The sequence below is a fragment of the Candidatus Bathyarchaeota archaeon genome, from assembly GCA_018396705.1.
In the GTDB taxonomy this organism is placed as follows: domain Archaea; phylum Thermoproteota; class Bathyarchaeia; order Bathyarchaeales; family Bathycorpusculaceae; genus DRVP01.
Map to the genome: position 1 here is coordinate 71,955 of JAGTQZ010000001.1, position 25,767 is coordinate 97,721.

Sequence of the window (25,767 nt, forward strand, 5' to 3'; positions counted from 1 at the left end):
GGCTCTTCATTTCGGCCTCTTCTCTAGGGTTAAACTTATCGACAAATCCTGGCCATCCCTTTTAACTTTTAATTGTATAACATCTCCGGGGCTTTTGTATCGCTCCAGATAAATCATCAAGTCATCGTAACGGTTAACCGAACGGCTATCAACCTCCACAATTACGTCGCCAACTTGTAAGCCCGCGTTGTAGGCAGGGCTACCTTTAACTACATGTGAAATTGACACTCCGCCTATGTATGTGGCGTCACATTCTATACCAACCCATGGATGATCGTAGATTCCTTTCTCTATTATTGCATTGGCTACCCTCTGCATTATTATGGATGGGATGGCGTAGCCTATGCCTATGAAGGCGGCCACCCCCCCTGTTGTTTCTATAGCGAAGGTTACGCCTATAACTTGGCCTAGACCATTAAGTAATGGTCCGCCAGAATTCCCCGGGTTGATAGCTGCATCAAATTGAATTACGTCAACTATGGAGTATACTCCCCAAGGCTCAGGTACACCCAACTCGCTTAGCTTTAAAACTCTGCCAACCTGGCTTACTATACCAGCGGTCATTGAGCCTTCTAAGCCGAATGGGTTTCCAATGGCGTAGACAGGTTCACCCACCAAAAGCTCTGTGGAATCACCTATAGACAGTGGCTTAGCCTCTTCTGGAATGTTATACACTTCTAAAACTGCCAAGTCACTGTATATGTCTTTTCCCTTTAACGTTGCATGGATTTGAATGGGTTTGCCGTTAACAAAAAACGTTACTTTAACGCTGTTTTCGGAACCTTCCACAACATGATAGTTTGTGACAATGTATCCTTTGCCATTTGTTCCAACGCTATAAACAAATCCTGAGCCAGACTTATCACCCGCTAGAACTAACACAACGGAGTTTCTTGTCATGTTATATATCTGAACTGCTGTAAGATTGAGTTTCTGAACGTAATGAAGCTGTTCTATGAACTCTTGAATAGTTTCAAGCCGGGCTGACAGGTCGGCATACCTATCCTGCAAAACCTTCAAATTCGTTCTCAAATCCAAGTGCAAGTATACGAGCGAGAGAACTCCACCTAAAGCTATTGCAACGAGAAATAGCGATATTATGAACTTTTTATCTATTGCCGGGGTGTATTTCTGCTCCATGGAATCACCTCACAAACTGCGTAGTGTGCAGTCTGAAAGACTTATTATGAAAAGACTTATTATGATCTGTAGGATAAAAGTATGCGTGCGCGTCGCGTGTGGCTAGACTGCAGTTTCATCAATGATTTTTCCGCTTGGACAGAGATTGTAGCACTCCCTACAAGTGGCGCAAACGCCAGCTTTCTCTGGGACAAGAGCAATTTTTTTGTCTGCACCTCTTCCGATAAATGTTACGGCTTTTTCCCCTTTAACTTCTGCGCAATACCTCGTACAAAGACCGCAAAGGATACAGTCAGTTCGCTGGGAAGGGAAACGGGACTTTTCAACACCATACTTTTGAGCTAAGCTTAGTATGGGCCCAGTGGGGCTTAAAGGGAGAAGCAGTTCTAAGATGATCTTCCGAATTTTTATAATTTTATCGGAAGTCGTCTTCACTTTTAAGCCATCTTCTACAGGATAGCAACATGAAGCTACTATTTGGGTTTTACCTCTCTTTTCAATTTCTACACTGCAAATTCGACATGCCCCATAAGGTTCTAGCTTCTCATCATAGCAGAGTGTGGGTATTTCTATACCAGCTTGCTTTGCAGCTTCTAGAATAGTCATGCCTTCTTTTGCTTTAACTTCTTTCCCGTCGATGTTTAATGTTACAATCACAATTGTTCACCTCTCTACTTCTTTTTTCTGATCGGTTTCACCCCCATTGGCGGAGGGGGGATTGGTTCTCCTGTAAGTTTAACTACTGCCCCAAATCGGCAGAGTTCGTAACATGTTCCACACTTCACACACTTCTTTTGATCGATCCAGTGAACTTGGTCTTTGCCGCCTATGACAGCTCCCGCCGGGCACTCTCTTAGGCAAAGCATACATGCTTGGCATTTTTCTGGATCGATATAGTAGTTTATTAATGCCTTACATGCTTTAGCTTGGCATTTCTTCTCTTTTATGTGTTCTTCCCATTCATTTCTAAAGTATTTGAGCGATGTTAAAACAGGGTTGACTGCTGTTCTTCCTAACGCGCATAGCGATGCCTCTTTCATAACTTCAGCTAAATCTTCAATTTTTTCGATATCACCGTCTTTTCCTTTACCTTCGCAGATATCGTTTAGAATTTTAGACATCGCCCTTAATCCTTCACGGCACGGCACACATTTCCCACAGGACTCATCAAGGAGGAAGTCAATAAAATAGCGCGCCATATCCACCATACATGCATCCTCGTCCATAACAATCATACCTCCTGAACCCATCATAGAACCTAGCTTAGTTAGCTCGTCGAAGTCCACGGGAGTGTCAAGGTACTGTTCTGGAATGAAGCCGCCCGAGGGCCCGCCTGTTTGAACTGCTTTAAACTTCTTGCCTCCTCTTATCCCTCCGCCTATCTTAAAGATTAAGTCGCGAAGTGTTATACCCATTGGAACCTCGACCAGACCAGTATTGTTGACTTTCCCCACTAGAGAAAATATCATGGTTCCACTGCTACCTTTAGTTCCAATGTTTCTAAACCACTCGGCACCTTTAAGGATTATAAGCGGGATGGTGGCCCATGTCTTGGTGTTGTTAAGGCAACTTGGCTTATCCCATAAACCCTTAACAGCTGTGTGAATATATTTTGGCCTCGGCTCGCCGACTTTGCCTTCAATAGCCGTCATAAGCGCGCTTGACTCTCCGGAGACAAAGGCACCTGCGCCTCTGTAAACTTCAACATTGAAGCTAAAGCCGGAACCCAGAATGTTTCCGCCGAGTAAACCGTATTCTTCAGCTTGTTCAATCGCAATTGATATGTTCTCTGCGGCTATTGGGTACTCTTCTCGAACGTAAACAAAGCCTCGATGAGCACCGATGGCATAAGCTCCAATTATAAGGCCCTCTAAGACGCTGTGAGGATTACCCTCCATAACCGTTCTGTCCATAAATGCTCCGGGATCGCCTTGATCGCAGTTTACAATGACATACTTGGGTTCACCAGGCGCATTTCGTGTAGTCTCCCATTTTATTCCTGTTGGAAAACCTCCTCCGCCCCGACCTCGCAGGTTTGACTTCTTTACTTCCTCAATAATTTGCTCAGGTGTCATTTTGAATAGGGCTTTGGCAAGGGCGCTGTATCCCCCGATGGCAATGTAGTCTTCAATGTTTTTGGGATTTATTTTTGCGTTATTTTCGAGTAGAAGCCTGAGCTGATATTTATAGAAGGGTATTTCCTCAAGAATTTGCGCAGTTTTTCCGGTGATTGGATCTTTGTAGAGCAAACGTTCTACGATCTCATTCTTAAGGACTGTTTTAGAAACAATTTCGGGGACATCTTCAGGCTTGACCTTAAAATAGTAAATTTCTTGTGGATAAATTGTTACTCTGGGTCCCTGTTCGCAGAAACCTACGCATCCAGTTTCCTTAACTTCCACTCTGTCTGTTAGCCCCTGTTTTTCAAGTTCAGCTTTGAAGGCTTCAACAAGTTTTATGCTTCCTTGCGCAACGCAGCCTGTGCTGACACATACTGTGATACACGGTTTACTTGGCTCTCTTTTCGCTAAGATTTCCTTACGGAGACGCTCAAGATCTTCAGGCGAACGTATAGGCTTAATATTTGACATGAAATTCACCTAATTATATTTCGCAAGAATTTTCTTTACGTCTGTTAGTTTTAAGTGCCCATAATACTCGCCGTCAATAGTTAATACTGGGCTGATGGCGCAACAGCCCAGACAGTTCACAGTTGTTAGGGTAAACTTCCCGTCGGGTGTGGTTTGTCCAGGTTCTATTCCTAAAATTCTCTGTAGGTTATTAAGAAGTTCTGGTGCTCCTCGAACTTTACATGATGTTCCCATACAAACTCTAATAGTATGCCGTCCTCTGGGAATTAGCGAGAAAGCTTTGTAAAATGTGGCAATACTATATATTTGAGCCATAGAAACATTCAACCTTTCTGATATCCATATTAAGGCAAGTTTGGGAAGCCAGCCATATTTCTTTTGAACATCCAGCAGAATTTGAATCAGGCGACTTCTATCGCTTTTATGCTTATCTACAATTGCGTCGACATCCCGTAGCTCTTGAACAATGAGTTTTATAGCTTGACCTCTCTGTCTTATTTGTTTTATAGCCTCGGCATAACGTAAAGCCTCCATCTCAAGCCTCTTAAGTTCGATGCTCAATGGTGGCTGATCAAGATCAAGCGAGTAATATTCACCAAGTAACTCTAAACCTTTCAATAGAAGCTGCGTTTTACTTAATCCCGTAGCTTCCTTAAGTTTAAATAACCTTTCTCTTTCCTTTTCACCTATTCGCAAACCTACAAACTGCGATTTACGTTCTTTCTTCTTCTGGGGATAATTTTGGTTAAACATGTTTAACATAGGAAAATTCCACATCATATAAATTTTTTGTATAAATCTCGGAAGCAAATATGATACAGCAGCAAAGAATACCAAAAATGGCCTCCGGTGTTATTGTGCTCTTTTCAGTGACGTTTTGAAAGCTTCCTCCATTTGTGTGCAACAACTAACAGCAAAGGTGTGGAAAACAAGGCTCAGCGACATAAAGCAAGCAGCAAGAGATCAAAGCCCTTATTGTTACGTTAATTGAATTGCAAACTGGGTTATAACTCCGCCTTTAATCACTTTCTATGCAAACCTAATACTAACCGACCCCTTCCATAAGGCTGGGGTGATATTGCTTAATTTATCACCGTGTTTATAAATATCTGCGCCATGCCTCCTTCGCCAGAAACGTCCACTACATAACCATAACTGTGCACGGCGATAAAACGCTTTATGCTTTTCTTGTACTCCTCTAGCGGCAATATACCTCGGAGTAAGCGGCATTCCAGTAGCTTGGGATTCATAGCCATAAGCGCCCTCGTTTTCATCGCTTTGCCCGTAACATCCGGAGCAAAATCACGCAAAATAATAACCATCGAGAAGAAAGGAGAGGAATAGTTCAACAACGCTTACATTCCGTTGGTGGGCAAAATTTCCGTAGTTGCACTCCTAACAACCTTAATAGTTCTCATTGCGAACGCCCCCAGCAGCTATGGCCTTCATACATTATTTACGCGTTTAGTTATAAAGTTGCATAAAAAGATTGCAAAATGCAAATTAAGTAAATTATTCACTAGAAAAATAATGAAAAAGTAACATTAATTATCCATCAAAGAGAGATAAATAAGCATTTCCCTCAAGCGTTTCAATTAACCCTAAAAGATGAAGCCTCTATAATAGAAGCCATCAAAGCTGCAGATGAGGAAATAAAAAAGAAAGCCAAAGTATTTACTATAGGGAAGTACGAAAGCTTGCTTCAGATGGTCTCTCACCCTATTGAAAAAAGATTTTACAAACAAGTGGCAATCCATGCCAACGTAAAGTCTAAACCTATAAACCCGAAATGTAGTGGGGCTGCCCGGATTTGAACCGGGGTCTAGAGAGCCCAAGTCTCCAAGCCTAGACCAAGCTAGCCGACAGCCCCAATAATTTCTAATAGAATTTTGAGCGGATGGTTTAAAATGTTTCTCTATGGAAATAAAGTGTTTAGTTATAGTTCTAACGATTCCTAGCCGAACATTGCAGGACTTTTGGGCAGACAAGACATTCGTCTGGAATTGGCATATCCTTTGGAATAGAGTTTAGAAATCCGAAATAGTAGGCGCATTTTGCTGGCGAATCAAAAACCTTGGGGTAGTCTGTGGATTTGACGCTTACGATTTTCATGTTTTCTACAATTATGTCTATTTTGGACATGCAGTAAGGACAGGCATAGTACGTCTGTCGGGGGATCGTTGAGTTGTCTGTTAAAACGGCGGGTTTTTCAAAGGTTTTCCCGCATCCCCTGTAAGGGCATCTAAGCTTTTCCTCATGATGATGAAATAACGATGGGGGTGACATTTCTTTCCCTACGATGTTCAGACATGTCTGTAATATTAATAATTAATAAAGATTTCTGTTCATATGTACAACAAAAATACGACTGGTGTTTAGACATTTTGTTTTTCTCGTGTCTCTGTTTTCTTTTCATTTTGCCTTGTGATTGTTCGACTTTTCGCTAGAGCAGTTAATCCAAATATTTCGCCTCTTGTAATGTCGAGGGGTATTGCGAAGACGATGGTGTTGCTTGGATCATAGCTTATGTCTTCTAGGCTTGCTAGTGTGCGGAGGTATAACGCTCGGTTGCTCATTTGTTGCACAGCTTTATCTAGGTTTGCGGCGGCGGTTAGTTCGCCTTCGCTCTTGATTATAACTGCCCTCTTTTCACGTTCAGCTTCTGCTTGTCTTGCAATGACGCGTTTCATATCTTCCGGTAGCTCTATGTTCTGCAGCTTTACAGATATTATTTCGACGCCCCAGTTTTGGGTTTCTTCTTCAACAACCCTTTCAATTCTGTTGGCTATTTCCTCACGATGGGCAAGCAGTCGTCTAGCTCGATGCTGCCCACTACATCCCGCATGGTTGCCTGTGCATGTTTCATGACGCTGTCCCATAGGTTTCTAATGTTGATTAGGCTGTCTTTGGTGTTCACAACTTTCGCAAACACGACGGCATCTACGCTCACGCTTATATTATCTTTCGTCATGACCTCTTGTCTCGGGACATCTAAAGCCACAATGCGTTTGTCCTGTTTAAGAAAACTTTCAACGAATGGCCATTTGAAGAAAAGTCTTGGACCGACAAGTCTTTGAAACTTGCCGAAACGAAGTATGACAGCTTCCTCCCACTCTTTGTTAATAGCGATTGTTATTGGCAACACACACCAAGAAAACACGGCGATAAGCGAGGGCACAGCAGCCGCTGGTGAGGAAAATAAAAGCACCGCAATTATCGTTGTCACTATAGCTATAACTAGGAAGGAGACAAATGGTGTTAATGATCTTTTATATTCTGAGCTTGTTCTTTCGCTTTTCACTTTTGATTCTTCCATGGTCTCAATCCCAAATTATTGTTCATTGTTATTGTTTATATTCATAAAATTATCTACCACATTTTTCGCTAAATTTGGCTTTGTATGTGCATTGAATGCAAAGGCTTAAATGGTTTTGGTGATGATCTTACTATTTGGGTCTAGTGTGTCAATACCCGTTTTTATGCAAGAAGTAGTTGTTACCGCGTTGCTTTTCACCTGGGTTATTTTTGTGGCTGGGGTTTTAACGCGGAAGATTTATTGCAAAATGGTTAGAGATGGTGTGCCCAATAACGTTGCAGTCTATTATAACAGGAAAGTCATCCATGTTTTGACCGGTGGTTTTGTAGCTTTTCTGGTTCCTTACACTTTTAAGACGCCTATCTTTCCGTTTGTCATGGCTATTCTTTTAGCTATTTTCTTATATATACCTCACAAGAGGGGAAGGCTGATGCATTGGTTTCAAGTGGAAGAAAACGCTTATGAAGTTTCATTTTGTGTCATGTGGGGGATTATAATAACATTAGGTTGGATTGTTTCTGGAAGCTTTTGGCTTGGAGTGCTGCCGGTGTTGTTTATGTCTGTTGGGGATGCATTAACTGGGATAATGCGCAACATGCTATACAAGAAAAGAACTAAATCATGGTGGGGGAATCTTGCCATGGCTATTTTCTCTGTACCAGTCGGCGCGGCGTTTTTAGGCATAGCCGGAGCCGTTGCTGGTGCTGTCGCCTCTTTAGTAGAGCATTTTGAGTCAAATCCAATAGATGACAATGTTACTGTGCCCTTGTCTGCTTTTCTAATACTGGTTGCGGTAAGGTTTTATGCACCTTGGTTGTTGTCAATTTAAGATTCTTGAGCTAATAGGCTGTCTTTGCAAAAATTTTTTTCATTGTTATATAGATTATTAGGCAACCAAAGATGATGGCTCCCGATAAGAGGGAGTAGACAGCTAGTGAAACAAATTGTTTCTTTAATAGGTCTTCGGTTGCTGTGAAGGATAAGAATGAAAAATAGAAAGATAGGAAGGAGCATATGGCTACCGCGATTATTATGACTGATTCAATCTTCAATTAAGGTGCACCGACATGTTTTGATTAAGCTTATTGTGCCGCTTCAGAAAGGTTTTGTGGATTCTCGGTAAAGATTTGTGCTATGGTTTAGCGTTTGGATTTCGCTTCCAGAAAAGATAGACTTTTGTCTGTGCGAGGAAGGCTAACCGTTTCAATGCGGCTGCCAATTCTTTGGCGTCGAGTTTTTTAAGTTTTTCTTGGAACTCCTCGTGATTTGGGTAGGCTTTGCTTATGGCTATTATCCTTTTTCTTGAGATGCCGCCTTTTTCTGAGAGTTCTGCGAGGATTTCTATGACTTTTTCTTTTCCGATTTTCATGATTTTTTCGATGTTGTTTTTTTGGCTTTGAAGCATGATTAGTTTGAAGCCTAGCGCGTTTAGCTTTTCTACGGCTTCTTGTAGGTGTTTGTTGGGTTTTGTCTCGGCGATTTTCTGCATTCCAGCTCTTTCGAAGAAGGGGTTGTATTTTGCCATGACGGCTAATGTCTCCACGTAGGGTGTTCCGGCTAAGGGCAGTGTTTCCTTGACGATTTTTGTGCCGAGTCCTATGCTTCGGTATTTCGGGTGGATTATTACGCGGGTTATGGTGCTTACTTCCCTTTGGAGTTGTTTTAGAGTGCCTTTCCAGACGCGGTTTCTTCCAAACATTGTTGGCGGTGGATAGCTGTAGACGATTACTCCGCATGTTTCTTTTCCGCGTTTTAGGGTGAAGATTTTTCTTGGTGGGGGTAGGTGGGCTGAGCGGTAGTGGAAAATGCTTAAAGCCTTGTAGTCGACGGTTGTGCCCTCTTCTATACGCATTTCACGGGTGAGACTGCATTCCAAGGTTGGCGTGTTTGGGTAATATTGGACTGTTATTTCTTTGCCGTAGCGTTTGTGAATGTGCACTGATGGGTTTAAGTCTTCAAAGAGGTCTGTGTGGGTTGTGGCGGCTAGGACGGTTTTGCCGGTTTTTCTGGCTAGTTTTTGGAGGTTGTAGGCGACTATTTTGGCTGTGTCCCGGTCTAGGGTTGATGCGAACTCGTCTAGTATCCAGACTTGGGCTTGGCTTTCTATGAGTTTGGCGATTTTGTAGCGATATTTTTGTCCGTCGCTTAGTTGGCGGTATGGGCGCAGAAACAGAAAGGCGTCGTTTAAGCCTACAAGGCTTAGGAGTTCGATGGCTTCTTGAAGGTTTTTGCCGACGGTTTCTATTATAGGTTTGTTTGGTGGGGGTTTGATGGCTTTTATGTTTATGCACGTTTGGCTTGTGTGTCTGCGGAGGTCCTTTTCTAGGGCTTTTAGAAGGGTGCTTTTTCCGCTTCCGCTTTCGCCTGTAATGTAGACTATGTCGCCTTTCTCGATTTTCAGTTCCATGTTGTCGTAGACTGTGAATTTTTGTTGTTGGTCTATGCCTAGTCCGAAGGCTTCTGCCACTGCTAGGACGCGTTCTGTTGGTTTTGGTGGGGCTGTCGTGTAGGCTATGTTTATGATGTATTTGCCGGTTTTTTGGTCGTATCGGCGTTTTACGGCTTGGATTTTGAAGAGTTCGCTTGGGTGTTTCATTTTGGCACTATCCAGAGGTTTGGCGTTTGTGGTTTGGTTTTTGCTGCGTATGCGGCTAATGCTAGGCTCCAGAAGCAGTCGTCTTTTGTGCCTTCTGGGTGAGTTAGGCGTATTCTGCCTTCTTTTGTTAGTTGGTAGCGTTCCGTGTTTAGTTCCGCTATGAGTTCTGGATCGTAGGGGATTTTGAGGCGTTTTTCCGTCATCAACTGTTTTAGGTTATTGGCGAGTTGTTCTTTGGTTTCCATTGTGAATTTTATGCCTTCAGCCGCTTTTATGCCGGTGTTTTGCATGTCTTCTAGGGTGTATTCGCCTACTCCTGTCATGTCCACGAGGATTTTGTGGATGGTTTGCCATCTCCCGCAAAGCGTTTTGACGTAGCCTATTACTGTGGCGTATGGTGTTTTAAGCGGGAACCGGTGCATGTGCACAAGCTTTAGCGTGTTTTCCTCCGCTTTTAGCACTGCCAGTGCGGTGTGGTCTTGGTGTTTGCCTAGGTCTAGTCCTGCGTAGAGTTCGCCTTGCATTGGCGTGTTGAAGCTTGTGTATTCTAGGGTGGGGTCTATGCAGGCTACTATTAGCTGTTGGGTTAGCCATGTGTTTTGGTCTTCTGCCCATTCGGCTTGCATTTCGCGTTGCCATCGCCATTGGTCGTTTTCCAGTTGCCGCCTTATTTTTTGGAGGATTTCGCGTTTTAGTGGTCCGTTTGGTTCTGTGGCTTGTTGATGGGTGACGTGGCTTTTGGCGTAGTCGCTGTAGGCTGGGTCATGCCATATTCGCCAGAAAATGCTGTCTGTGTGCCATGGCGTGCTTGTGCATATGAATTTGCCGTTTGTTGCGCTAAGCGTGAACAGTATCGCATCATACAGGTCTTTGTCGTTTGGGATGAAGTTGAACTCGTCGGCGTAGACCACATGGAGTGTGGGTCCGCGGATGGTTTCAGGATTATTCGGAAAAGCCTCTATTATGCTTCCGTTTTTTAGGCGTATGGCTGTTTGCTGGGGTTTCTCGTATAAGGATGGCGGCAGCCTTTTTAGGAGCGTGTTTATTCGGCGTATGACGTGTTTTGTTTGGCGCCAGCTTGGTCCAACGATGCCTATTTGCGTGTTTGGATTTGTTAGCGCATAGTGCAGTAGTAGGGCGGATACGGTTTGGGTTTTTCCGCTTTGGCGGCACCATCTGGCAGCCGTAAACTGACTTGTTTGGAACTTGCGGATTAGGTCTGCTTGGTACTGGGTTGGCTGGAAGCCCAACACGTTTGTGCAGAATTCTATTGGGTCGGCGGGGATGGGCGGCGCTGTGGCTTCAGTTAGCGCTTGTTCCAGCCTTTTGAGTTTTTGTTTTTGCCGCGGCTTCATTTATGAGCTCCTCTAGTTTAGCCAAGTCTTCGTCTATTTGGCGTTCGTCGAAGGTGTTGGAGACGCTGTTTATTATTTGGGCTATGTAGGCGGCGACGCGTGCCCATTTTTGCCTTTGGCTTAGGGTTAGTTTTTGGGGTTTGCCATCTTCTGTTTGGTATTTCACTTCGCCCTTTGCAAGGGCGGATGCCATGTTGAAGATTTCCTGAAGCTGTTCTATGGTTTTTAATCGGATTTTCTGGGTGTCTGCTTTCAACTCTTCTTTGAGCTGGGCTATGCGGCGCTTCACCATGGATGTGCGGGAAGCCTTGGAACGGTCAATTTTGTTGTTGGCGGCGGATTGCAAAATTGATACCCCCTCTAGGTTTTTTGCGCTATGAGGATGCCGCTTACGGTGCCCGTTAAGCCCGTTATGGCGGCGAAGATTTCGCTGTTCCACTTGCCAAGAAAAGCTAAATGGGCGACTTCAAGCGCTGATAGGCACATGGTCATGGCAATGGCGAATTTTACGCCGTAGACTAGACGCGAGTCTGGTGGGATTTCGCGGTTCCGCACACGCCTCGTCAAAGCCCGTTTAATCCAGTCATCCATGGCTAACAGCCTTCTGCTGCTTTTTGCCCTCGGCTGAGGCGCGTTTTCCACCAACCAAGAAGCTGTTCAAGAGCTGTTTAGCCTCTTCAGGCGGCACATGCGCCTTAGCGACTACGGTGGCATTACACGCCCAAGCCAAAGGCACAGCCGTATAATCAATGTCATAGAAGCCATCAGCATAACGAAAACAGTTCTGCGCCAAGATAACATGCCGGTTCTTAGCGCCCAAAACACCCAAAAACACGCCCCAACTAACCACCGGAACATCAATGCCATTCAAGCCGCCGCTGAGACTCTTGCCGATGCTAGCGTCAAACCACTCAACACGAACCAAATCACCGAAGCTTAACTCCTTAACCCACCTAACAACATCCCTCATACACCATCATCAAACAGAAACGAAAAGCAAACCGAATATAAAGAAAAACGAAATTTAGAAATTCATAAATTTGCCTGTTGATTCTCCTCAAATCAAGTTTCGTTCTAATTATTGATGGCAAATGAAGCAAAACAAAATAAGCACCGCAATCTCACTACGCTTGGTGAACCACTTGAATAAAAAGAATTGGCAAGTTTCTTTCATAATTAAGGGGTTAATTGTTCCTAATGAAGACCTATGGAGACGTAATTATCAAACGTCGCGGCAAAACTTCGATGAAGCACAATTTGTTCAGAGTGTTTCAAATTTTGCGGTATGCTTATATGCTTGTATATTGTATACTTGTATACGTGAAACAATATGGTTGAGACGACCACCATTAGGGTTTCGAAATCCACACTTAAAATGCTTGAAAAGCTGCGCCGAAAGCTTGGAGTCCAAACCCTAGACGAAACCATTAGAGTTTTCATCGCCCAGCAACGCAGACAACGCCTAAGTGAAGTCTTTGGCATTGACAAGGGCAAAATTAAGCCTTTCATGGAGGAAGATCGCGGTGAAAATGGCGGCAGCAGCGGCGGTGGTTGTTGACTCTTACGCTTGGATTGAAATTTTCATAGGCAGCAGCCAAGGCGAAAAAGCCCTAGAAGCCATTCAAGAAGCTGAAGAGGCTTACACTCCAGACATTGTTTTGGCAGAAATAGCCCGAAAATACATGCGCGAAGGTGCAAAAGAAACCCTCATCCAACAACGCCTAAAAACCATAGAAGAGACCACAGAAATAACCCCAATAAACACGCAAACAGCCATAGAATCCGCCAAATGCTATATGCAGCTAACAGAAAAAGCCAAAAAAGAAGGCTTAACGGCTCCCAGCCTCTTCGACGCCATAATACTGGCGACAGCGAAAACCCTAAACGCGAAACTCATAACAGGGGACCAACACTTTAAGGACTTAAACCAAACCATTTGGATAGGCGAAACTTAAGCCAAAATCCACCATAGACTTGGCGGGTTCAGGAGCGAAACACGCAACCCGAGAAGAAGTGAAGCGCCTCTTGCCAGGCTAAGATAAAAATGTCTAAAGCATTTTTGTTAGGTCTTCGTAGACTTTGCTTCTATACCCAACAAACAAGACGATTACTTTACTGTTGTTTTTGTCTATTTCATATATGGCTCTGTAATCGCCTACGCGTAAACTCCAGAAAGCCGAAGGTTTTAGGCGTTTCCCAGCCTTCTCCGGATTAACCTCCAACCTTTTAAGCGCCTCGACAACGCGGTTTCTAACAGCCTCATCCAGTCTGGAGAGCTCTTTAACCGCTTTAGGATGCAGAAAAACCCTAAAACCCACTATAAGTCCTCTAGTGGAATAAGCTTTTCAGGATGCCGCCGGGCTTCTTCGCTACGCCTAACAAGCATCCTAAAAAACTCGCGGGTATTCTCTCGCTCTTGATAAAACTCTATCATAGCCTTAATAGCATCGCTTCTACTCTTGAAGCGACCCTCAGCAACCCAACGGTCAATCTCCTCAACAACTTTCTCCGGCAATCTAAGCTGAACTTGAGTCATAACCCTTTACGTAAACAAAAACGTTTACAAAACACTTAAGCATTTCGGCCCAACTCCAATCAGCACCCAGCAGACCGCCAAACACTGGGATGCCCAAAACAGCCTAGTCTGTTGCATGTTAGCAGATTGTGCTTCCAGCCTCAACCCTTAAGCGCTTAATGAGCGCCTTAACCCGCTGCTCGTCTCGAAGATAATCCTCTATTATGGCGTTTGCCAAAACATAAATCCGTAAATCGTTAAGCAAAGCCAACTTCCGAATCTCCCGGTGTAAATCCTCCCGAACCTCAACAACAGTGCGCCTACAACAGCCCCTAGCCAACATGCCATCCTCCATCAGGCTTTTATGCTGGAGCCTTGCGGCGGCTCAAATGCTCAGTTTTAGCCTTCAACGCGTATAGGTAGTCCGCCAGAAGCCGCGCCTCCCGTCCAAGCTTAAGCGTCAACCACAGCGTCTGGGCTCCGGCATCCACATGATATTCCACGCTTTCAACGCGGAAGTAGCCGCTGACGCCAATGTCGGGCAGTTCCACGTAAACGCGGTCCCCGGCGAGGATCGGCGTATCCCCATAATCTATGACTGTGCTTTTCACGATTAGGGATTCAGCTGGATTCCTATAGTGGTCTAGGAGAGCCTTAGCCCTCAACAAGCATTCATTGTCGCTGTAAAGCTCCTCATCCACCTCCACAAGCTCCCGCAAGCCATGAAGGCTTTGGCTGGCTGTGTCCTCCTGCACCGCCGAGTAGCGTGCACCCGAGAAAACTAGATGGTCAATCAGCATTTGGATGGCTTGAACAGCCTGTGTGTGGCTGACTATGAACCTTATGCCGTTTATGCTGTTCCAGCTTGGATTACCCACCCTCGTCCAAGTGGGCTTAGTCGGGTCAAGCGTATACTTCCTCCAACCAGAACCGCTGGAAACAAGGCTCGTTAAGTCCGCCTCAAAATAGTTGTTTGTGTCGGTTTGAAGGCGCACCCTAAAACCGCTATAATAGGCTGGCGCATAGTAGAGGTTCATCCACCAAGAAACAGCCTTAAAGCCGTCTGCCCCGCCGAACCGCATGGATGGAAAGCTACGCTGCATCCAAAGCACTGCCGCATTGGCAATATTCGCCTCCACGCTCCAGCTATCCGAATACTTTTTCTGGCCATCCTCAGCCACGTGTCCACTGTTTAGGGTTAAGTTTCCATTTGAAATCCAGCCAGCAGTGCTTTCCGTATAACCATCGTCATTGGCGTCTTCTGGCAGCTTCTTCACGCTGGTTCCGTAAACGGTGATTTTGTTGCGGACGCTGTGGATATCCCTGCAATACTCATACTCCTCGATGGCGTCGATTAGGTTGACCGGCGAGGTTTTGCTGTTGCGTGGGAAAAACTCGAATTCGCCGTCTGGAGCCACGCGGAAATCAAAGCCTATGACGCCGTTTTTGTCGGCGGAGTCCGCAATATACCGGATTACGTCCCAGACAGGTGTGTTCTCATACTCCAGCCTCGTATAAGTGGTGTCCGTGGCCTCCACAAGCTCTGTTCCGCCGCGATTATGGCTTAGCCCCACATAATAGTCCAATAGATGTTTGACGATCTCCTCGCCCTTCATGTTTTCGAAGACGCCTGTGAAGACTCGGCGGAAGAGCCGCTCGCCCCAGCATCTGCCGCTCAAGTGCACATAATGCTCCGTGGGCTTTGACTCGTATCGGAGGCCTTCAATGCGGCATGTTATTATTTGGGGGCAGCGGTTGCCCCTGCCAATGCCTATTACCCCGTCCATGCCCACGCTCAGCGGAATAGAGCCGCTTGGACCATACTTGCCACCCCAGTTCTGCAGGGTAAGCGTGAAGCTGCTAACCTCTTTCGTGCAGCCCAGGTGCACACGGCATTCGACAACGTCGCTTTGAGGGACACCATAGCCGCCGAAGGCTACAGCTACAACTGGTGGTGGCGGCTCAAAACTCAACGTTCAACACCCCGCCTGTAAAGCTCCTCCTCACCTGCCCGTATGATGCCCCTTGTACGGGCTGAGGTTTCGGCAGCCGCCTCGTTGTATTCGCGGAGGCTTGCTGTGGCGGCGTTCATTCGGCTGGCAAAATAGCTTATGGCGGCTGCAGCCGCTATAATGGCGGCTATGCCCACGCCTGTCAATGCTAGGAAGGTTGCATAGCTTATGTTTAGGGCGTTTTGGGCGGCTGTGGCTATCCAGCAGGCTGCCGCATACACTTTCTGGGCTATGGCAGCGCCGAGGCTTGTTCGCATAAACATGCCCATGGCGGTTATAACCTGCATGGCACTGCTTAACACGCGGGTCTGCTCAGAGTTTAAAAGGCCGAACTGATGGGCTATATGGGCTATGGCTGTCCCGGTGGCGCCTAACCCTGCAATGGTGGAGCCAAGGTTTCGGATACGTGTTGCCAGCGCCTCAGCGTCCGACTGAATTCTGGCGAATTCGCTGCTGGCGCGGTTTATGGCTCGCACTGTTATGGCTATTTCGCGGAAGCTCATGGCAGTCCAGCCTTCATATGGGCTTTGTCAAAAGCCTCGAGAATCAATGTTTCAAGGACTGGCAGATGTTCTTCTATGGCTGGGCGGAGGAAGGGTTTAGCCTGCATATAGCGAGTGCCGAACTCGACGTAGGCGGCGTATTCGGCTGAGGCGCCCACCTCAACAGTCCAGCCGCTTGCTTTCGAGTATATGCTACTCCGCAGTCTCCCAGTTCTAGCCGGGGCTAGGATTTTGGCGTACTCGTGGACTTCCACAGCCCATCTTTCCAGATTTTCCTGAATGTTGTGTTGCATGGCGTCGTCGAGGCGCCGCAATGCCTGTTGAAGGTTTTCTGCGCCCTCCATTGTTATGGTTATTTCAGCCGCCATGGGTTTGCCGCTCCATTTTGGCTTTTTCCTCTTCAGCCATTCGGTCAAGCTCGTTTAGGATGGCGATGAATTGCTGTATTGTTTTGGCTGGTTGTTGGGCAAGCTGTTTTGGCGTCCATCCGAACTCTTTACAGAGGCGGAACTCTGTGAGGGCTGCGCATGGCTTTTGCCGTCGGATTGCCCGTATAAAAAAGCTGTTTCTTCATGGCTGAGATTGTTTAGGCGGTTCACGATTTGGCTGAACAGTTCGCCAAGGGCTATTGGCACGCCGTTAGCAGGGTCCTCGCTCAACAGTTTTTCAAGGGTTATGGGCTTGTGTGGCGGCTGCTCCTTTAGGCTGGCTATTATGGTTTCTGCTTGAATAGCCACGTAGTCGGCTGCCACTACCTGCCCAGTTAGCGGATGGTATTTTGTGTGTTTTTGGATTATGCGGCTTCTCTTCGCCCATGTCAATTCTTGGAAAACGTATTTGCCGGCATACTCTTCGCCGTATTCCTCGCCTATGATGACGGTTTCGGTATGCATTAGGCTATCACCACGTCTCGCGCCGCAAAACGGGCTTTTAGGCTGACAAGGTCTTCGATGCGCACTGGCGTTTGCACATTTTCCCACTTGCAGTACTTGAAGAGGGCGTAGTGAGAGCCGCCTAAGCCAAATTTTAGGCTGAACTCCGCGTCGTTTATCACATCCTCGAATTCGCTTTTGTCCTCGAACTCAAAGGTTAATTCGCCGCCCAACTCGCGGTGGCGGGCTGGCAGATACTTCGCCAAGTAGGCGTTTGCACTGCGGATAACAGGCACGGGCTTCAGATTGTTTTCGATGGTGAATTTCCAGTCGGTTATGCGGGTTAAATCTGTCAATTCTGATCCGTCGGCGTTGCCCCGCTGGACAAAGCTTTCTGTGTAGGCAACTGCTCCTGCATAGTCGGCGTAGGTGGCACCAGCTATCTTGCCCGTGCCAACCTCCACGTCTTGTCCCACAAGCTCCACGTCCGCTTTAACGAGTTCGTCTATGCCGCATTCCACGGTGAGCTTGTCGATGCGCATGCCCCTGTATAGGAGGCTGATGATGTTTGTGGCGGAGCTGAATAAGCCTTTAAACCACAGCACTTGAACGCTTAGGCTGTTTAGGGTTTGCACATGCTGAATGAAGCCTATCGGCGCGTCGCTTGGTAGGATATGGCTTAATCTCAATATGGGCTTTCGCAGTCCCCTTTTTATGGCGGTGGGGTCTCTGCTTCCGACGCCCCGCACCTTCACGAGGCTTGGGTTTATGGCGGCGTCCACGTTTTCGGCGTTAACGCCAATCATGGTTGGGTTGGCTGGCATCTGACCGTAGGCTGTTTCCTGCACAAAATACACGCGGCACTCGTGGGATCCATAGGTTTCAGGCATTTCCATTTACACCCCCATATCCACGAAGGACCATGATTTTAGGACAAGCTCAGTCCTGTAAATGAAGGGTTTAACGTCAATGCGGTCAAGGTTGCGGAAGCCAGCTACATCCAAGTAGGCGATGCCTTCAGCCGGAGCGTTGCGGTTCTGTCCAACAATGCGATTAACCTCCTCCACCATTTTGTTGCGTGTGCCGTTTTCGTGACTCCACACGTTAACGCGGATTGTGTAGACTTGTCTGCGAAGCCTACCGCTTAACTCAACCTTTGTGCTTGTGCACTCAGCTAAACCGACGGTTACCTGTCCATCCACACCGCTTGGCAAAGCCTCTTGGCTCAGCCACTCGCGGCTGACTTGGATGTTGGCTAAGCTTCCATCCTCTCTGACAACATGCATGTTCGCCCGCAAAAGCTCGATGATGGCTTCAACGAGGTCTGCGTTTACACTCATCAGCCAAGCATCCTCCTACAAACCGCCTTATAGTAGGCTGCTTCACCCTTCCAACTGAAGGGTTGAACCGTCAAAACCTCGTAGTCAACGCCTCTCCATCTAACCTTGTCGTGGCGCCTGATTGGGGCGAAGGAGTAAACGGCAATGTAATCGTTCAGAACGTAGCCGGGTTCGAGCAGAACCTCGTCAACGCGGGCTGGATTGACGACGGCTTGAATGTCTAAGCCTTCGCCATAAGCAACTGTTTCGCCCGCAGCTATAGCCGGATAAAGCGTGAGGGTTTCGCCTATAGCCCTCAAAACCTGCATGAACCGCGTCAGCGGCTCTCGATAGTTTAGGAGGAGCCTCGCAAGCCAGCAGACCGTCGCCATCGCCCACCTGTCTTCCACCGGCGTGTAGTCGGCGTGGCGGACACCCCAATACATGAAGGCATCCCAATGTTTTTCGATGACTCTTTTGCTGAAGGCTAGGCTTGGCTTGTCATGGTTCTGCCTAACCCTCCACAGGATTCCGGCTGTAACTGCATCATAATAGTCGCAGGCTGGGCTACGTGAAACCACGTCCAAGTAGCCAGCCCAGCAGACCGCCTGGTTGTAGGCGGGAAACTGCGCCGAAGCCCCAATCGAGTTGATGAAACCGTAGACCTTTTGGCATGTGCTGCTCCAGCCCTCATATTCATATAAGCCCAAAAGCGCGTAAGCCAAACAATCATCGTAAATATGGTTTTCCCTCAATCCAACCCGATGCCACTTGCCGTCGGCTGGGCTATACCAAAGCCACAAGCCTTCAAAGCCTTCTCGGAGAAAGCCAACCGCTCGCTCCATCATGTCCCGGTATAGTTCAGCGTTTGCCACGTCGTATTTTTCAGCCAGCATTTTCAAGCCTATAAGCCCATACAGGCATTCTACATCCAACTCCAGAAGCCAGTTATCGCCTTCATCAACGGCTCTTGCAAAACCGCCATGGGGCTGCTGGTCCTGCATGGTTTTTAGAAAGGTGCCTCCCGCCAGCTTCGCAGCCTCCAAATAGTCGCCGTCGCCGGTCAGCTTGTAAGCCTTCAAGAGGGATGGAATAACGCGACAAGCGTCCATCGCATAGTAATGGTTGCTGTTTTCTGTGGACTTGAACCCACCATAAGCCTTTTTCGCGTTGTCTGTGTACTGCTGAGTCAAAATCCAGTCGGCGAGATTCGCAATCTTGTCGTAAATTATGTCTTTGCGGCTACTGAACTGCTCCGCTCCATAAGCCTCATAGAGGAAGTCTATGGCGAAAGCAGCGGCAAAAGCCGCCCTACCCCATGTTTGGTCAGGCGTGCCCGGCGGAACCACATAAACGTATGGCGCGTAATCCATGACGAACTGGAAATAAGCCTCTGGCAATTTTCCCATGGTGTTAAGCCCTCCCCACGTAAGGCTGTTTTAGATGGGAGAGGATGCGTTCAAGTTCAGACTGCAAAACGGTTAAGGGTGGAGCGTTGCCCAGCACACTTACATTTTTGTCGCCTAGGCTGAAGCTTAAGCCGACGGCTGAACCGCCTGTTAGATAGCAGATAGCGTATATGGCGGCTAAAACCGTCATAGCTTCCTTTTCAGCGTCTGTGCAGTTCACATAGTCTATTTCCTTGCCAAGCTCAAGTTCAAGGGCAACCTCAGCCCGCTTAATCATTTTGGCAATTTTTTCATCCGGAATGTCCGCTTCGCCAATGTTTAAGACGTCCCGCACGTCCTCGATGGAAACACTTGCCAACAGCCAATCCTCCAACCATTACAAGAGATAAAAGCAAAATTTAAGCAATTTTCACGTTTAAACAGAAAATTTTTTAAATTATTTAAATTAAAGCGTTAAAAACAAATAATTTCTGAAAATAGCGTTTAAAAAACGCCATTTAAAAGCGCTGGACGCGGGTGCTGCCTCTTCTGGACCTATAACGAATCACAATGGATATGATTACAAAAGTTGTGGAAAGCCCGATTATCATGTGAACCGGCCTTATATCTGGGCCTATTTGGGCTTGTATGGCGAATGTGTGCAGGACATCTGCGATTAGGTTTACCGCCAGATTTAGGGATTCTCCACATCGGTTTTTGAATGTGGGGTTGCTCCAATCATAATTTTTATCCATCCATGTGCATGTTAAGCCGCCGTCTGGATCGAAGGTTGTGTCGTATGCCAGCTTCTTAGCCGCCTCATAGGCTGTAATTGTTTCAAGACTCCCGTCGAACTGGAGGAAGACGTTGAAATCATCTTGGCGACTGTTAGTTCTCTGCAGTACATAATCCTCGTAGTCGCTGTGATGCTTTTCCTCACCCCAATCTGTTCCAGCGCCCATAACGTGGCCGAAGACGGCTAAATCCGCAATATAGTGGGTCATGATTCCAAGATGTTTAACGGCGTCTTCCACCCGTCCGGCATTGTAATGATTCAAGGCGTTCTCGAATTCTTGTTGGGCGCGCACTGCTCCGATGTCGTCTTGTAAGGAGCCGTTGGCGAAAAAGTAAACGTGATGTTTGGCGGCGTCGCCTATGCCGTCTGCGGCGTCCCCGTTGTCTGGAAGTTCTGTTCCATAGAGGTATATGGCGAGATTTTCGAGGATGAGCTGTTTCTCAGTCGATGGAAGCCAGTCTAGGGCATGCTCCGCAATCCAGTCATGGGTACCGTACCTCGGATTTTTGGGATCTGTGCTATATCCGCTGTTACTCCAGCCATAAACCCTTAATTTTGCTTCGCCCGTCGCAGTCAAAAGTAACATGCATGTAAAAATAACAATAGCAAGTGCAAGTGCTTTACCATTCGCCATGCAATCACGCTTCTTCATATTACTTGTGAATTTTGATTTTAAGCTCTTTCCTAATCGTTTGAAAGCTGAATGGCGAGATCGCCAAAAACGAGGAGAAGCTTTGTCTTCTTAGCCGTTGGCTTAGCAACATAGAACTCACGAAGCGTCCGTAGGGCTTGGGTTAACCGTATACAACGGTGGCGGACCAGGGTATGAGCTAAGCTTAAGGTTTGGGTAAGCCTAAAACTGCAATACGATCTTGAAAAAATATAACTAACATTTAACATTGTACTCCAAGTCTTGATTATTATTCTAGGAGCGGCAATGAAGATTTTGACGCCGTCTTCCAGTAGGCCGTTTATTCGGCGTCTTCCCCATTCGTCCACGTAATCGTTTAGCATTACGTCGCCGTACTCTGTTAGCTCTGGCATTTCTACTCCAGCCTTAAAGGTCTGCATTGAACTTTAATGTTCAAGTAGTTGCGGTAATATTTCGGGCGATAAGTTGCATCTGTCTGCACGCTTGCAGCGTTAGCGTTGGTTGCATCTCCATAATACCATATCCGCCACAATCCGTAGGTTGCATGTGGACTATAGTATGAGAATGTTATAGTTCCTACTATGCCAATATTCCAAGCATAACTGCCTCCATTTTCAATGAATCCATGCCATGGATAGTAAGGCAACCATGGTGTTGGGTTACCTAACATTAGCGTTGGAAACAGTGTAGGCGAGTCAGTGTTCCAGATTTTCACCTGTGCATATAGCTGTTTATAGCCCAGCGTTGGAAATGGAAAGAACCTGGTTGGATACACGAAAATCGCCTTATAGTCGTAGTTGCTGTCGCTTACACTGCTCCAGAGTTTCACGCCTAAAACGTCGCCCGGCGCAACATCCAAGAAAAAGGCGTTCACAGTGTAATAGTAGCCGGCGCTGATAGATGCGTTGCCATTGTTAACGCTGGCTCCGTTTTTCACCATACGCCAATACAGTGTTCCAGCAGTTGGAAACCTTCCAGCCGCATACAAACACGCAATATACTTTACGCTGTATGGCTTAACGCTCCACGTTGGAAAGTCGGAAGACTGCAACGTGAAGGTTGCCTGCGGGTCAGTCGGCTCACTTGTAGGCAAAGTTATAGGCGTCGACAGCAGCTCCTCACGTGGTGTAGCATAATTAATTGTGAACAGCCTCAAACTGCCAAGCAACGGCGTCAGCCTTGTCATTTAGTCTGCACACCATCAAAACCTATCAGGCGGGCTGAGGCGTTCGTGTTTTTCACTCGAATGTATCGGCTGTAGGTGCAGTGAAAGGCATATTTCGCGTAGACGCCAGCTCCAGCATCTGTGTCAAAGGCTAAGCTGTTTGTTCCATCAGTAAAGTGGAGTTCAACATCATGCTCGTGGTAAATGTTGTGAACCACCCATTCCTCGCCGCTGGGCGGCTGAATAGCCAAGAAACTTCCAGCTGGAATGCTTTGCAGGTCGCTTTTAACGTCGCCTACCGCCATGGCAGTTTACCCCCAAACAACTCTTGTAAATCCTTCAAACTAACAACGCCCTTAGCAAGCCATTCTTCAAAAAGCTGGGCATAACCGCTATCCTTGAACCGCTGTTTAATCTCTTCAAACGTCGGGTCCCGCTCTTTCCGCTCTATAATAGGCGATCCGTCCTCCGCATAACCCTTCACAGTTTCCTCGACAACCTTGCCCCTCAAAATCCAATTCAACATGCCGGCAAAGTCTTTGGCAGTTATGCCAATATAGCCGCCGCCCTCCAACTGTTTAAACAAAATAACATCTACATCTTTCTTGACAGCCTTAAACTTGTCGAGAATCATGTCCCTCGAAATCTCCGACATTTCTAGCCCCCTCTAGTTTACGGGTTCTGGAACTGCACTTCCACTTCAGCCGTCCACTCTTCACCGCTGCTCTTTGTGCCTTTACTTGCCACTATGCGGAGCATGTTTACGGCAGCGTCGCTGTTGCCATTCGCCACAGTAACCTCGTTCCAAGCAAAGTTCGCCTCGTTACTGGCGAAAACAGCCCTAAACACGGCTTTCTTGTCACCTGCCTGTGAAGGGCCTTGTGGATAACCGCTTGCCATACCCTTATAATACTTGTTTGTGCCCTGCAATCCCGTTTGCGACTCGTTTTCAGCCGTTGTCCCGTCGCCCACACCGATATGGGCGTTAGCCGCATTGAAAGGCGTCAACCCAGACTCACCCAAAATCAAACGCCACATGTAATTCATGCCCTCAACTAGGAAACAGCTGTGCTCTGTCTCGTCTATGCTGTATGGTTCAGACTCGCCAACCCGCCGCTTAATTACACGGTACCTTACAAGACCTCCAACATTCACTTCAGGCATATTACATCACTCCTTTCCTTTCAGGTGTTTCCCGCATAGGCTGCACGCCCAGCCTATGTTCGAGTCACCTCCCGTAGGGTGCCATCTAAATTCCAAGAAAAGGTGAGGGTGAAAAGTAGCTCGTCGCCCATAAACGCCTTTAACGTTTGCACTGTGCCGTCAGCGTTCCACTTAAACGTAAGCCTTGTAATTCTTTTACCCGCTGGTGGAGCCATAAGTCCACTTAGGGCGCTGTGAATAGCCTTGTAGGCTTCTTCATAGCGCCAGTAGGGCACCTCTTGACTTGTCACAGGCTTATCCCCCTCAATGATTAGCAGTGTCCAAAAGCTTCTGAATCCAAACGGTTATGGCTGTAGGACCTACTAGTGCGGTGTAAACGTCAAAGGTCATCCCAGACAAGTCAAGACCAAGCGCTGAAAAAGCGGCGATAGCCACTGTTCGCAGAAACTTGCGCCAGTTGAAAGGCTTGTCTTGAGCTGCATACCCTAGAAAAGCGTAGACTATAGCGGCACCCACGCCTAAACTGATATGCATAAGGTTCAATTCAATCGTTCACCTCCAACTTGGGTTTTATTGAGCCGTTTTCCGCCGCCATGGAGAGGCTGTGGCACTGGCACGGCGTTTTCCGAGGGGAGAAAGGAGAGCCAAAAACAGCTTAGCGGCATTATGACTTCGCCTCCTCCAAGGCGGTTTCGGAGGGCTTGTCCCACAACTCCCAACCCCATTTAACCGCATTCTTGCGAAACTCTTCTGGGCGGATGAGCCCCAACTCGGCAGCCTTCAGCATGTCGGCAATGCTAACCTGTGGCGTTTTGGGCGCACCCCAGTTTAGGCGAACCCTAGCCTCATACGGGTTTAAGCCCGCCTGAACAAGCAAAGGCGCAAAAATGGAGCGTTCAACCTGCCGCTTAATGTAGCGCTGTATGGGCTTTATGAGCATATCCTGCAGCTCCAAGGCGGCTCGTGCACTGGCCTCCGTGAAGCCCGGCGTGCTGAAAAGCCTCGGCAATGGTGTTTCACAGCCAAGATAAAACTGGTTCACAATGTAGTCGATGTAATACTCAAATCGGGCGCGGGGGTCAATGGTTAAAGGCTTAACGTCGCCCTTGCCGCTGTAAAATAGCCAAACGCCCTCTTCCGGACGGCTTTTGATGGCCTTCTCAAACTTTTGGATGGTCGCCTCGTCAGCCCTTTCCAGAAGCGCCAAAACATCCGGCCCAGCATATTTCTCGAAGATTTTTGGCATTATACGCTCTATTTTGGCCTTCATCCAGGCGTAGGCTGGTCTGCGGTCAGCATAAAACGTCAACGTGTGCAATAGCACCTGGAGAACTCCCGTTCCAAAGCCCGAAGAGCCCAAACAGTTTATGCGCCAGTGGATAACAGCCTCCGGATTAAGCGTTTCACCACCATAGGCGAGCCTTAGCCTGTAGCCTTCCACCCGATATGGGATTTTAAGCCAGCCCTCCTGGAGGTGGCTGTACTCGATTTTCTCTATGGCATCCACTGGCAGTCTATAAAGCCTCGTAAGCCTTTCAGGGGTAATCTTCAGCCAGAAATCGTTTCCACAGGCGATTAGGACGCGGGCCATCTCCCACAAAAGCGTGTCAAGGTTGGCTTCCTCGTTAAACTGGTCTACGAGGTGTTTGGCTTCCTCCGCCCTCGAATAGTTCTCATTAACCGTCGTGTAGAAGCCCATGCCGACGGCTGAGGCCGCCAGCAGATCCACGCTGGCCTTGCATGCGGGATCCCGCTCATAAAGCCGCAATACATCCGCTAAAGGTATGGTTGGCATTTCATAGGCTAATGTGGACTGCGTGTAGGCGTAGCCGCTTTGACGTCGCCCCGCCGTGAAGGCCTCGAGTAGGCGCCTTAAAACATTCGCCATGCTACAAGCCCTCCAGAAGTTTCAGGCCCTTCTCGGTGATCACGTAGGGCGCCCGGTGGCGATGCTCGCTTTTAGCCACATATCCGCCCTGAACAAGCCAGCGGAAAATCCCCTCGAAGGCGCTGTGAGTCCCAAACTGCCGTATAGTGCGCTTTTCAAGCTCCGTTCTGCCCAAAGGCCTCTTTTTAAGCTCGGCCAACACTATTTTCGCCAACCTTAAACGCTCCTGAAGCCTACGCATCAACCCCAACCTCCACGGGCTTTTGCACGCCATAAAAAGGTGGATAATGCCTCGTGCAAACCATCAGCACCTGCAGCTCCCGCACGCCATCTAGTGCGTAGGTTTTCGGCGTAGTGTCCGGCGTGTAGGGCGTCATCTCCGCCCCGCAGATGGGGCAGATCTGCCAGCAGTCGCATATCACTACGTCGCTTCGGCTTTTCAGGTGATGGATTTTTCCACATTTGGGGCATTTGACGGCTATTTTTTCCATGCTA

General features: G+C 47.4%; 39 protein-coding genes and 1 tRNA gene. 3 read left to right on the top strand and 37 right to left on the bottom strand.

All coding sequences use genetic code 11. From position 1 onward, the window contains the following. Positions 1–6 precede the first annotated feature (6 nt). From KEJ24_00385 to KEJ24_00425, 9 genes are all read right to left on the bottom strand, one after another. Positions 7–1,140, bottom strand: coding sequence for a trypsin-like peptidase domain-containing protein (locus tag KEJ24_00385; protein ID MBS7646287.1), 1,134 nt, complete (start codon positions 1,138–1,140; stop codon positions 7–9). A 102-nt stretch (positions 1,141–1,242) separates the two neighbouring features. Beyond that, positions 1,243–1,800, bottom strand: a complete 558-nt coding sequence (locus KEJ24_00390) for a (2Fe-2S)-binding protein (GenBank protein MBS7646288.1) — start codon at positions 1,798–1,800, stop codon at positions 1,243–1,245. An 11-nt stretch (positions 1,801–1,811) separates the two neighbouring features. Continuing rightward, a complete protein-coding gene (locus KEJ24_00395; GenBank protein ID MBS7646289.1) occupies positions 1,812–3,722 on the bottom strand; it encodes a 4Fe-4S binding protein in 1,911 nt (636 codons plus the stop codon). An 18-nt stretch (positions 3,723–3,740) separates the two neighbouring features. Beyond that, positions 3,741–4,265: an NADH-quinone oxidoreductase subunit NuoE gene (gene nuoE / locus KEJ24_00400; protein MBS7646290.1), complete on the bottom strand. Its 525-nt coding sequence runs from the start codon at positions 4,263–4,265 to the stop codon at positions 3,741–3,743. Between the two features lie 548 nt (positions 4,266–4,813). Further along, on the bottom strand, positions 4,814–5,041 hold the full coding sequence (locus KEJ24_00405; protein MBS7646291.1) for a hypothetical protein: 228 nt from the start codon (positions 5,039–5,041) through the stop codon (positions 4,814–4,816). A 485-nt stretch (positions 5,042–5,526) separates the two neighbouring features. Further along, positions 5,527–5,601 (bottom strand) — tRNA-Pro (locus KEJ24_00410). A 74-nt stretch (positions 5,602–5,675) separates the two neighbouring features. Beyond that, positions 5,676–6,017, bottom strand: a complete 342-nt coding sequence (locus tag KEJ24_00415; protein ID MBS7646292.1) for a hypothetical protein — start codon at positions 6,015–6,017, stop codon at positions 5,676–5,678. Positions 6,018–6,106: 89 nt separating this feature from the next. Next, a complete protein-coding gene (locus KEJ24_00420; GenBank protein ID MBS7646293.1) occupies positions 6,107–6,610 on the bottom strand; it encodes an SPFH domain-containing protein in 504 nt (167 codons plus the stop codon). Next, entirely contained in the window at positions 6,517–7,047 is a 531-nt protein-coding gene (locus tag KEJ24_00425) for a hypothetical protein (GenBank protein MBS7646294.1), read from the bottom strand. Before KEJ24_00425 ends, KEJ24_00420 begins: the two co-directional genes overlap by 94 nt. A 163-nt stretch (positions 7,048–7,210) precedes the next feature. Here KEJ24_00425 and KEJ24_00430 point away from each other — a divergent pair, with 163 nt between their 5' ends. Further along, complete coding sequence (locus tag KEJ24_00430) at positions 7,211–7,876, top strand: dolichol kinase (GenBank protein ID MBS7646295.1); 666 nt, start codon at positions 7,211–7,213, stop codon at positions 7,874–7,876. 10 nt (positions 7,877–7,886) lie between these two features. Here the strand turns inward: KEJ24_00430 and KEJ24_00435 are convergent, their stop codons facing one another. The 6 genes from KEJ24_00435 to KEJ24_00460 form a co-directional block, all read right to left on the bottom strand. Then, positions 7,887–8,099 carry a hypothetical protein gene (locus KEJ24_00435; GenBank protein MBS7646296.1) on the bottom strand — a complete coding sequence of 71 codons (213 nt, stop codon included), beginning with the start codon at positions 8,097–8,099 and terminating at the stop codon, positions 7,887–7,889. Between the two features lie 80 nt (positions 8,100–8,179). Next, positions 8,180–9,643, bottom strand: a complete 1,464-nt coding sequence (locus KEJ24_00440; GenBank protein MBS7646297.1) for an ATP-binding cassette domain-containing protein — start codon at positions 9,641–9,643, stop codon at positions 8,180–8,182. Beyond that, positions 9,640–10,998 carry a terminase family protein gene (locus KEJ24_00445; protein ID MBS7646298.1) on the bottom strand — a complete coding sequence of 453 codons (1,359 nt, stop codon included), beginning with the start codon at positions 10,996–10,998 and terminating at the stop codon, positions 9,640–9,642. Before KEJ24_00445 ends, KEJ24_00440 begins: the two co-directional genes overlap by 4 nt. Then, positions 10,946–11,344: a hypothetical protein gene (locus KEJ24_00450; GenBank protein ID MBS7646299.1), complete on the bottom strand. Its 399-nt coding sequence runs from the start codon at positions 11,342–11,344 to the stop codon at positions 10,946–10,948. Before KEJ24_00450 ends, KEJ24_00445 begins: the two co-directional genes overlap by 53 nt. Before the next feature lie 14 nt (positions 11,345–11,358). Next, a complete protein-coding gene (locus KEJ24_00455; protein ID MBS7646300.1) occupies positions 11,359–11,589 on the bottom strand; it encodes a hypothetical protein in 231 nt (76 codons plus the stop codon). Next, positions 11,582–11,968 carry a hypothetical protein gene (locus KEJ24_00460; protein ID MBS7646301.1) on the bottom strand — a complete coding sequence of 129 codons (387 nt, stop codon included), beginning with the start codon at positions 11,966–11,968 and terminating at the stop codon, positions 11,582–11,584. The genes KEJ24_00455 and KEJ24_00460 overlap by 8 nt, the downstream gene beginning before the upstream one ends. A 360-nt stretch (positions 11,969–12,328) precedes the next feature. On the opposite strand from KEJ24_00460, the gene KEJ24_00465 reads away from it, so the two are divergent. Together KEJ24_00465 and KEJ24_00470 are read left to right on the top strand one after the other, a co-directional pair. After that, positions 12,329–12,556 (top strand): VapB-type antitoxin, encoded by a 228-nt coding sequence (locus KEJ24_00465; protein ID MBS7646302.1) that lies wholly within the window; start codon positions 12,329–12,331, stop codon positions 12,554–12,556. Next, on the top strand, positions 12,522–12,953 hold the full coding sequence (locus KEJ24_00470) for a PIN domain-containing protein (protein ID MBS7646303.1): 432 nt from the start codon (positions 12,522–12,524) through the stop codon (positions 12,951–12,953). Before KEJ24_00465 ends, KEJ24_00470 begins: the two co-directional genes overlap by 35 nt. A 93-nt stretch (positions 12,954–13,046) precedes the next feature. Here the strand turns inward: KEJ24_00470 and KEJ24_00475 are convergent, their stop codons facing one another. The 22 genes from KEJ24_00475 to KEJ24_00580 form a co-directional block, all read right to left on the bottom strand. After that, complete coding sequence (locus KEJ24_00475) at positions 13,047–13,316, bottom strand: type II toxin-antitoxin system RelE/ParE family toxin (protein ID MBS7646304.1); 270 nt, start codon at positions 13,314–13,316, stop codon at positions 13,047–13,049. After that, positions 13,316–13,534, bottom strand: a complete 219-nt coding sequence (locus tag KEJ24_00480) for a ribbon-helix-helix protein, CopG family (GenBank protein MBS7646305.1) — start codon at positions 13,532–13,534, stop codon at positions 13,316–13,318. The genes KEJ24_00475 and KEJ24_00480 overlap by 1 nt, the downstream gene beginning before the upstream one ends. Before the next feature lie 118 nt (positions 13,535–13,652). Then, complete coding sequence (locus KEJ24_00485) at positions 13,653–13,856, bottom strand: hypothetical protein (protein MBS7646306.1); 204 nt, start codon at positions 13,854–13,856, stop codon at positions 13,653–13,655. 19 nt (positions 13,857–13,875) lie between these two features. Continuing rightward, positions 13,876–15,486, bottom strand: a complete 1,611-nt coding sequence (locus KEJ24_00490) for a hypothetical protein (GenBank protein MBS7646307.1) — start codon at positions 15,484–15,486, stop codon at positions 13,876–13,878. Beyond that, positions 15,483–16,028 (bottom strand): hypothetical protein, encoded by a 546-nt coding sequence (locus tag KEJ24_00495; protein MBS7646308.1) that lies wholly within the window; start codon positions 16,026–16,028, stop codon positions 15,483–15,485. Before KEJ24_00495 ends, KEJ24_00490 begins: the two co-directional genes overlap by 4 nt. Next, on the bottom strand, positions 16,025–16,444 hold the full coding sequence (locus KEJ24_00500; protein MBS7646309.1) for an HK97 gp10 family phage protein: 420 nt from the start codon (positions 16,442–16,444) through the stop codon (positions 16,025–16,027). The genes KEJ24_00495 and KEJ24_00500 overlap by 4 nt, the downstream gene beginning before the upstream one ends. A 6-nt stretch (positions 16,445–16,450) precedes the next feature. Beyond that, the gene (locus KEJ24_00505) at positions 16,451–16,921 is read right to left on the bottom strand and encodes a hypothetical protein (GenBank protein MBS7646310.1); all 471 of its coding nucleotides are present in this window, start codon (positions 16,919–16,921) and stop codon (positions 16,451–16,453) included. Further along, positions 16,921–17,790, bottom strand: a complete 870-nt coding sequence (locus KEJ24_00510; protein MBS7646311.1) for a hypothetical protein — start codon at positions 17,788–17,790, stop codon at positions 16,921–16,923. The genes KEJ24_00505 and KEJ24_00510 overlap by 1 nt, the downstream gene beginning before the upstream one ends. A 6-nt stretch (positions 17,791–17,796) precedes the next feature. Further along, the gene (locus tag KEJ24_00515; protein MBS7646312.1) at positions 17,797–18,240 is read right to left on the bottom strand and encodes a hypothetical protein; all 444 of its coding nucleotides are present in this window, start codon (positions 18,238–18,240) and stop codon (positions 17,797–17,799) included. Beyond that, positions 18,240–19,628, bottom strand: a complete 1,389-nt coding sequence (locus KEJ24_00520; GenBank protein ID MBS7646313.1) for a hypothetical protein — start codon at positions 19,626–19,628, stop codon at positions 18,240–18,242. The genes KEJ24_00515 and KEJ24_00520 overlap by 1 nt, the downstream gene beginning before the upstream one ends. A 4-nt stretch (positions 19,629–19,632) precedes the next feature. Then, positions 19,633–19,986 (bottom strand): hypothetical protein, encoded by a 354-nt coding sequence (locus KEJ24_00525; GenBank protein MBS7646314.1) that lies wholly within the window; start codon positions 19,984–19,986, stop codon positions 19,633–19,635. A gap of 139 nt (positions 19,987–20,125) precedes the next feature. Further along, positions 20,126–21,037, bottom strand: coding sequence for a zinc dependent phospholipase C family protein (locus KEJ24_00530; protein MBS7646315.1), 912 nt, complete (start codon positions 21,035–21,037; stop codon positions 20,126–20,128). 50 nt (positions 21,038–21,087) lie between these two features. Further along, on the bottom strand, positions 21,088–21,447 hold the full coding sequence (locus KEJ24_00535) for a hypothetical protein (protein ID MBS7646316.1): 360 nt from the start codon (positions 21,445–21,447) through the stop codon (positions 21,088–21,090). Between the two features lie 2 nt (positions 21,448–21,449). Next, positions 21,450–22,241, bottom strand: a complete 792-nt coding sequence (locus KEJ24_00540) for a hypothetical protein (GenBank protein MBS7646317.1) — start codon at positions 22,239–22,241, stop codon at positions 21,450–21,452. Continuing rightward, entirely contained in the window at positions 22,238–22,525 is a 288-nt protein-coding gene (locus tag KEJ24_00545; protein MBS7646318.1) for a hypothetical protein, read from the bottom strand. Before KEJ24_00545 ends, KEJ24_00540 begins: the two co-directional genes overlap by 4 nt. Continuing rightward, on the bottom strand, positions 22,516–22,875 hold the full coding sequence (locus tag KEJ24_00550; GenBank protein ID MBS7646319.1) for a hypothetical protein: 360 nt from the start codon (positions 22,873–22,875) through the stop codon (positions 22,516–22,518). Before KEJ24_00550 ends, KEJ24_00545 begins: the two co-directional genes overlap by 10 nt. Positions 22,876–22,892: 17 nt before the next feature. Continuing rightward, complete coding sequence (locus KEJ24_00555) at positions 22,893–23,384, bottom strand: hypothetical protein (GenBank protein MBS7646320.1); 492 nt, start codon at positions 23,382–23,384, stop codon at positions 22,893–22,895. A gap of 53 nt (positions 23,385–23,437) precedes the next feature. After that, a complete protein-coding gene (locus KEJ24_00560; GenBank protein MBS7646321.1) occupies positions 23,438–23,674 on the bottom strand; it encodes a hypothetical protein in 237 nt (78 codons plus the stop codon). A gap of 13 nt (positions 23,675–23,687) precedes the next feature. Further along, the gene (locus KEJ24_00565) at positions 23,688–23,927 is read right to left on the bottom strand and encodes a hypothetical protein (protein MBS7646322.1); all 240 of its coding nucleotides are present in this window, start codon (positions 23,925–23,927) and stop codon (positions 23,688–23,690) included. A gap of 121 nt (positions 23,928–24,048) precedes the next feature. Further along, positions 24,049–25,272: a hypothetical protein gene (locus KEJ24_00570; protein MBS7646323.1), complete on the bottom strand. Its 1,224-nt coding sequence runs from the start codon at positions 25,270–25,272 to the stop codon at positions 24,049–24,051. Position 25,273: 1 nt separating this feature from the next. Next, entirely contained in the window at positions 25,274–25,513 is a 240-nt protein-coding gene (locus tag KEJ24_00575; GenBank protein MBS7646324.1) for a hypothetical protein, read from the bottom strand. Beyond that, positions 25,506–25,763, bottom strand: coding sequence for a hypothetical protein (locus tag KEJ24_00580; protein MBS7646325.1), 258 nt, complete (start codon positions 25,761–25,763; stop codon positions 25,506–25,508). Before KEJ24_00580 ends, KEJ24_00575 begins: the two co-directional genes overlap by 8 nt. Between the last annotated feature and the right edge of the window lie 4 nt (positions 25,764–25,767).